The organism is Pseudomonas sp. FG86, assembly GCF_057808775.1.
On the sequence record NZ_JBMDIS010000002.1, the window covers coordinates 47,577 to 60,152 of the forward strand.

Sequence of the window (12,576 nt, forward strand, 5' to 3'; positions counted from 1 at the left end):
GGATGAAGGTTATTGACCGGTCTTGATGCGGGTCCATTCGCGGGTAATCACTCGCTGGATGTTGGGCGGCAGGTCAGCGGACACAAATAGCTTGTTGATCACGGCGTCGTCGGGATAGATGCCGGGGTTGTCGCGCACCTTGGGATCGAGCAGGGTGGTGGCGTCCTTGTTCGGGTTGGCGTAGCCGACGTAGTTGCTGACCGGGGCGATCACTTGCGGCTGCAGCAGGTAGTTGATCAACGCCAGGGCGCCGGTCGGGTTGCTCGAGTCACTCGGGATGGCGAGCATGTCGAACCACAGGTTGGCGCCTTCCTTGGGGATCACGTAGCGGATGTCGATCTTCTTGCCGGCGTCCTTGGCGCGGCTCTGTGCCTGCATCACGTCGCCGGAATAGCCGATGGCCACGCAGATGTCGCCGTTGGCCAGGTCGGTGGGGTAGCGTGAGGAGTGAAAGTAGGTCACCGAGGGCGCGAGTTTCTGCAGCAGCGCCGAGGCCTTCTTGTAGTCGTCCGGGTTATGGCTGTTCGGGTCCAGGCCCAGGTAGTGCATGGCCTGGGGGATGATCTTCACCGGCGCGTCGAGGAAAGCTACACCGCAGCCGTGCAGTTTGGCCAGATTCTCCGGTTTGAACACCAGGTCCCAGGAGTCCAGCGGTGCGTTGTCACCGAGGGCTGCGCGCACCTTGTCGTAGTTATAGCCGATGCCCACCGTGCCCCACATGTAGGGCACCGCGTACTTGTTGCCCGGATCGGCGGCTTCCAGACGTTGCATCAAGCGTGGATCGAGGTGTTTCCAGTTGGTCAGTTTGGAGCGGTCCAGTGGCTGGTAGACACCGGCCTTGATCTGCTTGGGAAGGAACTGGCTGGAGGGCACCACCAGGTCGTAGCCGGAGTGCCCGGAAAGCAGCTTGGCCTCGAGCATCTCGTTAGTGTCGAAGACGTCGTACTGGACGTTGATGCCGCTGTCCTTCTGGAAGTCCTTGAGGGTTTCCGGGCCGATGTAGTCGGACCAGTTGTAGAAACGCACCAGTTTGTCATCGGCCTGGGCGGTGGCACAGGCGAGGAGGGTGATGCAGCTGACCAGCAGAATTCGGTGATGCATGGTCTTTCCTTGTCTAGAGAACGCGGCTGAGGAATTCCCGCGTACGTGGGTGATGGGGATTGCCAAATACCTGGGCCGGCGGGCCTTCTTCGATGAGCTCGCCTTGGTGCAGCACTACCACGCGATCGGCCACTTCGCGGGCAAAACTCATCTCATGAGTGACCACCACCATGGTCATGCCTTCCTCGGCGAGTTCCTTCATGACTTGCAGGACCTCACCGACGGTTTCCGGGTCAAGGGCGCTGGTGGGTTCGTCAAACAGCATTGCCTGGGGCTTCATTGCCAGCGCCCGGGCGATGGCAACCCGCTGTTGCTGACCGCCGGACAACATCGACGGGTAATGGTCGGCTTTCTCTGCCAGGCCCACTCGTTTGAGCAATGCCTGCGCCTGTTCCACTGCCGCCGCACGCGGCACGCCAAGCACGTGCATCGGAGCCTCGATGATGTTTTCCAAAGCGGTCATGTGCGGAAACAGGTTGAAACGCTGGAACACCATGCCGATGTCGCGGCGGCGTCGGGCGATATTGCTTTCCGAGTCCCGTACCAGCTTGCCTCCGGCGCGCTCGCGGTAGCCCATCAGCTCGCCGTTGACGCGGATGCTGCCACCCTGGATATCCTCCAGCAGGTTGATGCAGCGGATGAAAGTGGTCTTGCCCGAACCTGAAGCGCCAATCAGCACCACCACTTCACCACGGTGCACGTTCAGAGATACGCCCTTGAGAATCTCCAGGTCGCCGAAAGCCTTGTGTACCTCATGAGCCTGAATCACCAGGTCTTTTACGATCGGTATCATCTCAACGACCCCTCAGCAGTTTCATGGCCTGAGGGCCGAACATTCGGCTCGGCGCCGGGGCGTGTCCCTCGGACTTGCCGAAGCGCTTCTCCAGCGAGCGCTGGAAGAAGCCCCAGAGGGTGGTCAACAGCAGGAAGTAGATGGCCACCACCAGATACAGCTCGAATACGCGGAAGGTCGCCGAGGTGACCATCTGTGTGCTCAAAAGCAGCTCCTGTACGCCAATCACGCTGACCAACGTGGTGTTTTTCAGCATCACGTTGAACTCGTTACCCAGCGGCGGCACGATCACCCGGAACGCCTGGGGCAGAACGATGCGCCGCATCAGTTTCGGGAAGGTCATGCCCAGCGAACGCCCGGCCTCGTACTGGCCCCTGTCCACCGCGCCGATTCCCGCGCGGATGATCTCGGCCATATAGGCGCCTTCATTCAGGCCCAGGGCGATGATCGCCGCCTGGATGTTGCCCGGCAGGATGAACAGCCCCAAGTCGAGGTCTTCGAAGCGGAACACCCCGCCGGCGGCCAGCGCCGTATAAAGGAAGACGATCTGCACCAGCAGCGGCGTGCCGCGTATCAGCCATACGTAAAAACGAACCGGGTACTGCAGCAGCGGATTGGACGAAAGCCGCATCAGCGCCACCAGCAACCCCAACACGCAGCCCAGAAGCATGGCGGAGGCGGCGATCACGCATGTCAGCCACAGGCCATACAGATATACGTCAGTCGGCCTCAGCAGATAGTGCCAAAACACGTCCCAACTGAAGTTCATGCTCCGCCCCCCATCGTCAGGGGATTACCCTCGCCAGGCTTCAAGCCATCGCCTTCGACCTTCCATTTGTGGAACAGCTTTGTGTAGCTGCCGTCGGTCTGCATGTCCTGGATAATTTGCTGGACCGCAAGGCCTAGCTCACGATCATCCTTGCGCACGCCTATACCGGTAAGAATTTTTGCGAAGGCGGGTACGGCGTCCTCGAACAGTCCCGGGGCCAGTTCCTGGTAGTAGCCCGAAAACTCCACGGTGGTGCCATAGGCATCGACCTGCTGGATGCGCAGGGCCTGGAAGGCGTCGGTGTCGGTATTGAACAGTACGATCGACATCGGCGCCTTGCCCGCTTTGGCCAGCGTTTCGTTGTGCGCTTCCAGCAGGCTTCTGATAGTCGATCCATTGAGGACGGCAACTTTCTTCCCGGACAGGTCGTCGAGACTGTGGACGCCTTTGGGATTGCCATGCGGCACTACCACGGTCTGGCTGGAGTTCATGTAGTTGACCATGTCGATCACCTGGCGCCGCTCAGGCTTGTCGAACAATTGCGACATACCCAGGTCGCACTGTTTGGCGAGGATCGCCGGGATCAGCCCGGCGAAGGGCGTGACGCGCCACTCGACCTTCTTGCCCAGGCGTTGGGCGATTTCGTTGCCGAGGTCGACGATCAGCCCGTCGGGCTTCTGCTGCGCATCGAAGAAGGCCAGCGGCGCGCCGTCCAGGCCGCTGCAGTAAACCAGCTTGTCGACATTTTTCAGACGCTCGGGCACGGCCACTGCAGCCAGTGCCGAAGGTATTGCGTAAGCAAGGGCCAACATCGCGAGCAGATTCTTTCCTGGGATCATGGTTTTCCTCCGGAGGGGTTACGAGCAAGAAGGGGCAGTTCGGTTGGTAGCGGTGTTTGGCCAGTAACGTCGGGGCCAGCCCGGAGAAGGACGCCATCGGCCATTCGATCTTCTCCTCAATGACCCCGCGAGCTTCTGCGAGGTGTCGTAGAAGCTCCGGCGTTATGGGCCGTGTCAGACGCCTGTTGCTTCGAGAAACCTGAGCAACGAGGGCACCGTGCTTTCAATGTGCTCGCAGAGCACCCGCTCGGCTTCGCGGGCATCGCCTGCGCGCAGCGCATCAAGGATTACGGCGTGCTCCTCCCGGGCGCTCATCGGCTTGTCGACGTGCTGCAACCACAGGCGCATGTGCGGCTCAATCACTGAGTACAGGGCGTTGATCTGGCGTAGCAGGCGCGGACGTTCGGCCAGACTGCAGACATATTCGTGGAAGGCGCGGTGACGGCTGACCCATTCGGAACTGTCGTCGCGATAGTCGTCCATCTCGTCGAGCAACCGTTCCAGATGCGTCAGGTGGCGTGCGGTAAGCTTGGGCACGGCGAGTCGGATGGCCAGCCCCTCGAGCGCGCTGCGCATATCGAAAACTTCGCGCATCTCCTCCAGGTTGAGGCCGCTGACGATAGCCCCGCGATTCGGCCGCAGAGTCACCAGGCCCTCGGCGGCCAGGCGACGGAAAGCCTCACGCACTGGCATGCGACTCATTCCAATATCGTTGGCGATGTCTTCGGCAATCAGCCGATGGCCGGTGCGGTACTGCCCCTTGCAGATGGCATCCAGAAGGTAGCCGTAGGCTTCTTCCTCGGCAGTCACGGGTTGTCGATTGTAGTTGGGTACTAAGCGCATAGGAGGGTCACTTTGTATTTTTGTATCCAATAATGCATTTATCCAAAGCAGAAAATGTGCCAACGAAAAGCAGACAACTACAACCAATTGATTTGAATAAAAATTCGATTTTCTTCAAAAACAAAAAGAATGACGGGATGGGTAAATCGGCCACGAAGGTGCACTGCGGGAATGCACAGTGCACACTTTGGTTACACATGCTCGTCAATGGCACCTAACGGTACGACGAGAATGCACATGCGGTAATGCGTATCGGGAGGTCAGGTCGATGCAGGGAGGGAAGGGCCCCGCCCGGAAACCGTGGCGGGGTTTTTCTTCATATCAACCTGATACTTGAGTGCTAAAAGTCAGCGCCAACCAAGTTTCAAGAAAACCGGTATGGTAGTCCGCTGTTGCTATTGCAGGATCATTCACCAACGCCTGATGCAGCGGGATAGTTGAAGCGACGCCCTCAAGTTTCATTTCGCAGAGCACGCGTTTGAGCCTGCCCAATAGCTGACTTCGACTTTCATCCCAAACGATAATTTTACCGAGTAGCGAGTCATAGTACGGTGGGACCTTGTAGCCGGCGTAGAGCATCGAGTCGATCCTCACACCGGGACCGGCAGGCCATTGCAGGGACAAAACCGTACCTGGGCTCGGCATGAAATCGCGCGCAGGGTCCTCGGCATTGATTCTGCACTCGATCGCAGCCCCCCGTAGATAGATGTCTGTTTGCTTGAACCGCAATGGCTCGCCTCCGGCGATCCGAATCATCTCGCGGATCAGATCGATCCCGGTCACCATTTCCGTGACAGGGTGTTCGACCTGGATACGTGTGTTCATTTCAATGAAAAAGAATTCTCCCGTAGCGCCATCGAACAGATACTCCAGGGTACCCGCACCGCTGTAATTGACCTGTTTGGCCAAGGCTACTGCTGACGCGCAGATACGTTCGCGCTGCTCATCGTTCAGCGATGGTGACGGTGCTTCCTCCCACACTTTCTGCCGCCGACGTTGCAATGAGCATTCACGGTCATAACAATGCACAACCGATTTACCATCACCGAGTATCTGCACTTCGATATGGCGCGCTCGTGCGATGAAACGCTCAAGGTACAGGCCGCCATCCCCGAAAGCTGCGAGCGCCTCCCTGCTGGCGGCCATGAACAGGTCGCTCAATTGCGTTGCATCACCCGCTACCCGAATTCCCCGTCCGCCGCCGCCTGCCGCGGCTTTGAGCATGACGGGATAACCCACGACCTCGGCGACCGCCAGCGCTTGTTGTGCATCAGCGATAATGCCGGTACTTCCTGGCACAGTCGGCACACCGGCGGCCATTGCGGTTTCGCGCGCCCGTGCTTTGTCGCCCATCAACGAAATAGTCTGTGGCGTCGGGCCAATGAAGACCATACCGGCATCCATCACCGCTTGCGCGAAAGCTGCATTTTCACTCAGAAAACCGTATCCCGGATGGACCGCGTCCGCTCTTGAGGCCTTGGCCGCCGCGATCACTCGAGCGATGTCCAGATAACTCTTACCGGCTTGTGCCGGTCCGATTTCAATCGTTTCATCTGCCAGCCTCGCCGCAAGGCTGTCGACATCCACTGCGCTATGCCCCAGTACACAGGCGATATTCAATTCCTGTGCCGCACGAATGATACGCACGGCTATTTCGCCACGGTTGGCCACAAAAATTTTTGACAGCATCAACATCATCTCCACAGGCACAAAGATACTCGGAATAAGCACTCTCTGTTAAAGTACGTTTTGCAGCCCCGCTGCCGGTAACTGGCTCAAGGCGAGTGTAAATAGTTCAACTGCCACCTCCAGTAATTGGAATGCATAGACACACGTATTTGGTGATTGGAAGACAACCAATGAAGAAAATTGAACAAAGAACTTTGACCGATCAAGCTTATGACGAAATTACCCTCGGTATGGTCTCCGGCCGCTTTGTTCCCGGCCAGCCACTGATCATCAGGACACTGGCGGACGCCTATGGCATATCCGCAACGCCTATCCGTGAAGCGCTCCAGCGATTAGTGGCTGAACATCGGCTGGAAATGCTGCCTAATCGATCCATCATTGTTCCGGTTATCTCCAAAGAAAAATATATGGAGCTGGCACTGATACGCAGAGCTCTGGAAGGCCTGGCGGTAGAACTGGCGACACCCAATATAACCCCCCATGACCTGATCGAGCTGGAGCGCGTATTACGCGCTATTGACAGTGCGATACAGGCCGGTAGTTCCGATGACTATGTAAAACTCAATCAGCAGTTTCACTTCATGATTTATGAAAAGTCCAATTCTCCGCTCCTGCTTAAAATAATTCGCGACCTGTGGAGTCGTGTAGGGCCTGTTTTCAATCAGCTCTTCAATGCTCCAGACTTTGTTGAAACTGCCAATGCCGAGCACGAAAATATTTACGCCGCCTTGAAAAAAGGAAATCCTGTCGAAGTGCGCGAATCATTGCTGCAAGATATTAGCGTCAGCGCCGGCTCGCTGCTCAGGGATTAGAAGCCACGTCTTAATCAATTTCGGTCCATCCGTACAAAAAGTATCCAGAACAACCCAAGGAATAATGGCAACGTCACCAACAGCACCAATGTCGTCAGCGAAAAGATAATCGGCACCTGCGATTGTTGTGAGGAAGCCATGATCCAGTTCCAGACCGGCATTGTCTCGGTCGTTCCTCGTAGAAACAGCGTTCTCAACATTTCGTTGAATGACAGCAGAAAGCCGAACAGACCGGCGCCGACAATTCCAGGGCGTAACAACGGCAATTCGATATCTCGGAATATCTGCCAGGCAGAGCCGCCCAAGTCTGCTCCGGCCTCGATCAGTCGATGATCGAATCGTATCGTCAGCACCAGGATAATCAGCAGTGCAAAAGGGAATGCCCAAATGAAGTGGCCCATGGCGATCGACCAGAAACCCAGTTTCATTCCCAGTACGCTACGGGTCAGGATGAACAGTGCGGCCCCCATCGACATGCCCGGAATAAACAATGGCAGCGCCAGCACAATGAGCATCCGTCCAGGCTTCCTGGCGCGGGGCAAGGCTCGGCCGATATAGGTAGCGCTGATTGCGCACAATGAGCCGATCAGCAAGGCGGTCAACAAACTGATGCTGAACGGCTTGAGCCATTGGGTGTTGTTCAATAGTGCCCGGTAGTGATCCAGCGTCAGCGGCAAGGGTATTCCGGACAACGGTTGCTCACTGACCGACATGATCGCCAGCCACACCAGAGGGAAATAGATCAATAGCAGCATCAACCCGCCCGCGCACTTGGCCAGCATTGGCCAGCCTCGCCAGTAGGTCCAGGAGTGATGGGGTTGCACACACATCGGGCTTGAATTCGGCATGGTGTCAACTCTTGGGAGAAAAGGAGGTCGAAGACCTGTTTCCGAACAGCCGCATTGCCAGCATGAGTAGTGCAACCAGGCCTAGCAGGATCACGATGATCAAGGTGGTCAAAGCGGCGAGCACCGGGTAGCGCAGGGCGGAATAGGCACTTTCGATGGAGTTGCTCAACAGGTTCACGAAGCCGCCGCCCAACATGCTGGGCTCGACCCACGCAGCCATGGCGGAGCCGAACGTGAAGAGCGAACCGGTAATGATGCCGGGCAGGGCGAGGGGAATGATGATGCGCGTCAGCGTCTGCAGCGGGGAGCCGCCCAGGTCATTGCTGGCATCGATCAATGCGTCATCGATCAAGGTGATAGCCATATACAACGGCAGCATCATGGTCGGGAACAGGCTGATGATGATGCCGAAATGAACGGCCCACTCGGTATACAGGATTCCAGGTGAGTTCTGCGCAAGTACACCCATTGCTTTCAACAGACCGGTGACCCATCCCGTATCCCCCAGCAGCGCTCGCCATATGATGGTTCGGGAGGAAATATCCAGGAAAAACGGAATGGTCAGCAGCGCCAGTGTAATAGCCTTGATGCCCTTTGATGGGGTGCCCTTGGCGAGCCAGAGGGCAAACACGAATGCCAGTACCAGTTCAATGACCGTAACCGTGGCGGCGATTCTCAGAGTGCGCAAGATGACTTCAAAACGACCCGATTCAAAAATCGACGCCCAGGTATTGAAACTGAACGTATAGACGGTGAAGAAGGATTTGGTCTCGAAGAAGCTGTAAACGATTACGCCTCCCAGCGGAACAATGACGACCAGAAACCATGCGCTCATGAAAAACTTCAAGGGCCAGTCGATATTTTTCAACAGGCTTCGCCAGGCAGGTCCATACATCCCTGAATCCAGGGCGGTCAAGGGTTTGGCCGGATCAAGTGAAGCATTCATAGGTGTACCTCTATTTGATTGCGCTCAAGCAGCAAGGTGTTGCTTGAGCGCTTATCAAGCGCTGGGTCATACGGTCGATCATGCCTGCCAGTGCTGATCAGGCATTAAGGAACCGCTGCCACTCTTCTTCCATGGCGTCCGAATTTGAAGGTGTCGTAGTGCTGACCAAGGGTTTGGAAAACTTGCGAGCGATCTTTTTCTCTGTTGCCGTCAGTGCGGCAATCTCTTCAGTACTCCAGCCATTCTCCTTGGCGTAGGCCACGCCCAGGTCCATGTTCGGACCGGCGTAACCGCGGTCACGAGCCTGCAGCGCGCGGTATTCTCCACCGAGGAAGTAATTGAGCACTTTGTAGATATCATTCAGGTTATCGCGGTGAGCGGCTTGCGCCGGCAGGTAGGCCCCATGCCCCCACTTGTAATAGCCTTCCTGGGTGTAGGCATAGCGTGTGGTGTTGGCCCCGCGTTTGGCATTGACTTCCTTGACGGCCGGCTCCCAGCAGTTGATGACATCGACTTCACCGTTGGAAAGCAACTGCACTTGTTCTTCGAAGGATGAGTGCAAGGTTCGGAACTGGCCGGCTTTTTTGCGCTGTACCAGGAAGTCGACCACTTGGCGGGTTTCTTCCGGTTTGAGATCTGCCGGATTGCTGAAGGGTTTACCGGTCTTGCTTTGCAGGTACAACGCCGCCATGGGCAGCGAATAGCCCCAGGTGCGGTCGTATGCCACTCGGCCGTGAGTCTTGTCGTCGTCGAAAACCAACGACCATGACAGGTCTCGCTCGTCGGTGGGCGTCAGGCCCAGCTTCTCTGGAACGTAGCCGAAGCTGTCAGCGTTACCGATAACCGGTACACCCCACTGTTTGCCTTCGGCATCCTGCACCACGCGGCTGTGTTTCCATTCGTCGGCCGTTCGATTCCACAGCGTCAGCTCCGGGTGTGCGATATCGATCGGCAGGTACACGCCGCGCGGCCCTAAAACGTCCTGGGTGCCAGCTTCAAAGATGAAGATATCCGACTGATCGCCCAGGCTCGACGCGACCACGTCACGCAAAAACACGCCAACGTCGTTGCCGGTACCCTTGAAGTCCATTTGCACGCCGATGGACTTGGTCATCACCGACCAGTCACGCAGCTGTGCCGTGGTCACGCCGTAACCTCTTACCACGGCGGACGCCGCCTGGGCCATACCGCCCCATCCTGACAACGCGGGTAACGCAAGCGCACCGGTGCTCACTGCCGCGACCTTCAGAAAATCACGACGCGACCATTCTAATTGCGAACTGCTGGAGTATTTATCTGGCATGACAAGCACCTCGGTTTGCTGGCGGATTGATTAAAGCGGGAATGCGATGGAATCCCGGGCGTCCCAGACAACGGCACAGGCCTGGGCAGGATCACTGGCCCTACCGTCCCAGTTGCGTAACTTGAGGCGTCCGATCGGTGTTTCGGCGATGCGCTCGGAATACTTTCCGCGATAGGTGGATGGTGTCGCCGTGCAGGGGATCGAATTCACCGAACCCGACGCCTCGCTGCTATCGGCCAGGCGCAATCGTTCTGCACGAATGGCCACGCCCACCGCCATCCCGGCGTTCAAGGCTCCCTTGCCCATGCGGGTATGAACCTGCGTGCCGTTACTCAATTGCACGGTCGCGAGATCGGCATTGATCGAGAGCACCTGTCCTGTGAGGGTGTTCTCAAAGCCCATGAATTCGGCCACGAAGAGGTTGTCCGGGCTGTCGAACAACTCGACGGGAGGACCCACCTGTTCAATGCGCCCCTTGCGCATGAGGACGACCCGATCGCTCATGGTCAGGGCCTCCTCTTTGCTATGGGTGATGAAGATGAACGTCATACCCAATGAGCGCTGTATTTCGACCAGCTCCGATTGCATATCAATGCGCAACTTCTCGTCCAGCGCTGCCAGCGGTTCATCCAATAGCAGCAGGGAAGGCTTGATGACAATTGCGCGAGCGAGCGCCACACGCTGTTTTTCGCCGCCGGACAATTGCGTGATGCTATTGCCCGCCTTGGCGGCGAGCCGTACCAGCGCGAGGGCCTCGTGTGCCTGGCGCAATGCATCCGTGCGATTGATACCGCGCACCTTCAAGCCGTAAGCAACGTTTTCCTCGACGGTCATGTGCGGGAACAGGGCATAGTTCTGGAACACCGTCGTGCAGCTGCGCTGTGCTGGCGGCTTGCCGACGACGCTTTGCCCGCCGATCTCCAGCTTCACCACTGACTGGGCCTGCTCCAGCCCAGATATCAGCCGCAGAATGGTGGTCTTGCCCGATCCGCTTTCGCCCAGGATCGACAGGAACTCGCCTTGCTCCACGCGCAACGAAACATGGTCCAGGGCCAATAGCGAACCGTAGTGATGCACTGCATCCTGAATCTCCAGGATAGGAGCCTTTGCTGCCATATTCATATCTCTAGCCTCGAAGCGTTCATGGGCCATCACCTGTACTCGGCAGGGCTGATTACGGTGTTGGTCTGCAAAATGGAGCCAGCAAAGGAAAAGGCGTTGAGCACCGCCTGTTCAATCAGCACCAGCGGGTCTTGCAGCCCGGCCGATGGGAGTGTTGTCGGGTGCCGTGGGTGTTGCGCCGCGAAGGCCAGCAATGCTGATCTGGCCGCCAGGATCGCCGGCTGCGACGGGTCGGCTGTGAGCCGGTACGCGGCCGCCGCAAGCGCGCCGCCACCGCCGGCAACCGTTCCTCTTTTTTGCGCCAGGGTCACTGAGGCAAGCACCCGGCGCAGTTGCGCGGCTTGCGCATCGGCTGACTGGCTGAAGGCTGCACCAACGACGATTTGCGTCCACGTTCCGTTCAGGCGGGCGAGCCGGCGCCGGGCGTGTTCCAGATCGAAAGACAGGTAGCGGCTGGCGCGAATATCCGCCGCAATGGCCGCACGCCGCATCTGCAATTCGTACTGTGTGCCCTGGGGCGCAAAGAACACCGCACGGCCTAAGGAGTAACGCAGTTCACTGCTGCTTCCCAACATGGCCGGTCGCACAGCGTCCAGCCCGATAGCCACCCGGTCAGCCACCAGTGTGGCGCCGCATGCGGCGGCGAGGTCTTCCAGGCCGATGGCGGCGCGTGGCCCGGCTTCAGTCGGGGATAGCGCGATCAAGGAAAAGTGCTCGGTGGTCTGGTTGGCCCGCAACAACGCCAATGCCTTGGGGCCGAAACCGCGGGCAACGATGACCAAGGACTTCTGGCGCGCAATGAAGCCTTCGATCACCGGTATCAAGGCGCCGAAATCATCGATCACTTCATCCACGACCAGCACGCTGGGAACGCTCAGTTGCAACACTTGCGTCGCCGTCGATGGCAATCCCGCCAGCTGCGCCTCGTAGACATAGCCCTCGGTTCGATTGACGCGAATCCCTTCATGGCGGGTAGTACTCGTGATCTCCACAGCACTGCCTTCACCGGCCAGTTCCAACGCCTGGGCCAGTACCTCTGCCTGCTCCGGCGTGGCGCCTGCGCTGCGTGCAACCTGCAACGCATCGAATGCTACCGTCTGCGCCCGCAAAGCATCCCGTATCTGCAGCGCGATGCCGTTGTAGCACCGGCCAATCGCGGTCAGGTTCGCGCCGTAACCGCCATGACGTATGCCAGCCTCGAGCAGCAGGCCGATCAGCATCGCCAGTCGTGCGGTACCGTCGCCAAATTCACGCTCAAACGCCTGCAAGTCATCGCGCAGCAATTGATGGGCGGCACTCGGAAAGCCCGGCATTCTCAACATATGGCGCGCGATCTCCAGCCCACTGGCAGCGCTGCACGGGTGATTGGCAATCTCAGCCCATACCTGCCCGCCCTCGGGACCATAGGCCAGGCCGATGGCATGACAGACAGGCGCCAGGGAGGCCACCAGCCTTGCTGCTGTACTGTCGTCGGCACTGACAATCGTCGCCATATTCATCGCTCGATGGAC

The 12,576-nt window shown here is 58.1% G+C and carries 12 protein-coding genes; 1 reads left to right on the forward strand and 11 read right to left on the reverse strand.

Annotation, left to right across the window (positions count from 1 at the left end; all coding sequences use genetic code 11):
* Positions 1-9 precede the first annotated feature (9 nt).
* From ACODSV_RS01455 to ACODSV_RS01480, 6 genes are all read right to left on the reverse strand, one after another.
* On the reverse strand, positions 10-1,101 hold the full coding sequence (locus tag ACODSV_RS01455) for a polyamine ABC transporter substrate-binding protein (protein ID WP_489044558.1): 1,092 nt from the start codon (positions 1,099-1,101) through the stop codon (positions 10-12).
* 13 nt (positions 1,102-1,114) lie between these two features.
* Entirely contained in the window at positions 1,115-1,894 is a 780-nt protein-coding gene (locus ACODSV_RS01460; RefSeq protein ID WP_489044560.1) for an amino acid ABC transporter ATP-binding protein, read from the reverse strand.
* A gap of 1 nt (position 1,895) precedes the next feature.
* Positions 1,896-2,663, reverse strand: a complete 768-nt coding sequence (locus ACODSV_RS01465; RefSeq protein ID WP_489044562.1) for an amino acid ABC transporter permease — start codon at positions 2,661-2,663, stop codon at positions 1,896-1,898.
* Positions 2,660-3,502, reverse strand: a complete 843-nt coding sequence (locus ACODSV_RS01470; RefSeq protein WP_489044564.1) for an ABC transporter substrate-binding protein — start codon at positions 3,500-3,502, stop codon at positions 2,660-2,662. The genes ACODSV_RS01465 and ACODSV_RS01470 overlap by 4 nt, the downstream gene beginning before the upstream one ends.
* Before the next feature lie 174 nt (positions 3,503-3,676).
* Positions 3,677-4,345, reverse strand: a complete 669-nt coding sequence (locus ACODSV_RS01475; RefSeq protein ID WP_489044566.1) for a GntR family transcriptional regulator — start codon at positions 4,343-4,345, stop codon at positions 3,677-3,679.
* A 321-nt stretch (positions 4,346-4,666) separates the two neighbouring features.
* Positions 4,667-6,034 carry an acetyl-CoA carboxylase biotin carboxylase subunit gene (locus ACODSV_RS01480; protein WP_489078187.1) on the reverse strand — a complete coding sequence of 456 codons (1,368 nt, stop codon included), beginning with the start codon at positions 6,032-6,034 and terminating at the stop codon, positions 4,667-4,669.
* Positions 6,035-6,204: 170 nt separating this feature from the next.
* Here ACODSV_RS01480 and ACODSV_RS01485 point away from each other — a divergent pair, with 170 nt between their 5' ends.
* Complete coding sequence (locus tag ACODSV_RS01485) at positions 6,205-6,846, forward strand: GntR family transcriptional regulator (RefSeq protein WP_489044570.1); 642 nt, start codon at positions 6,205-6,207, stop codon at positions 6,844-6,846.
* 14 nt (positions 6,847-6,860) lie between these two features.
* Here the strand turns inward: ACODSV_RS01485 and ACODSV_RS01490 are convergent, their stop codons facing one another.
* From ACODSV_RS01490 to ACODSV_RS01510, 5 genes are all read right to left on the reverse strand, one after another.
* Positions 6,861-7,628 (reverse strand): ABC transporter permease, encoded by a 768-nt coding sequence (locus ACODSV_RS01490; RefSeq protein WP_489078189.1) that lies wholly within the window; start codon positions 7,626-7,628, stop codon positions 6,861-6,863.
* A 70-nt stretch (positions 7,629-7,698) separates the two neighbouring features.
* Positions 7,699-8,640 (reverse strand): ABC transporter permease, encoded by a 942-nt coding sequence (locus ACODSV_RS01495; RefSeq protein ID WP_489044574.1) that lies wholly within the window; start codon positions 8,638-8,640, stop codon positions 7,699-7,701.
* Between the two features lie 97 nt (positions 8,641-8,737).
* A complete protein-coding gene (locus ACODSV_RS01500) occupies positions 8,738-9,943 on the reverse strand; it encodes an ABC transporter substrate-binding protein (RefSeq protein WP_489044576.1) in 1,206 nt (401 codons plus the stop codon).
* 30 nt (positions 9,944-9,973) lie between these two features.
* Positions 9,974-11,095 carry an ABC transporter ATP-binding protein gene (locus ACODSV_RS01505; RefSeq protein WP_489044578.1) on the reverse strand — a complete coding sequence of 374 codons (1,122 nt, stop codon included), beginning with the start codon at positions 11,093-11,095 and terminating at the stop codon, positions 9,974-9,976.
* Entirely contained in the window at positions 11,095-12,558 is a 1,464-nt protein-coding gene (locus ACODSV_RS01510) for a hypothetical protein (protein WP_489044580.1), read from the reverse strand. Before ACODSV_RS01510 ends, ACODSV_RS01505 begins: the two co-directional genes overlap by 1 nt.
* Positions 12,559-12,576: the final 18 nt, after the last annotated feature.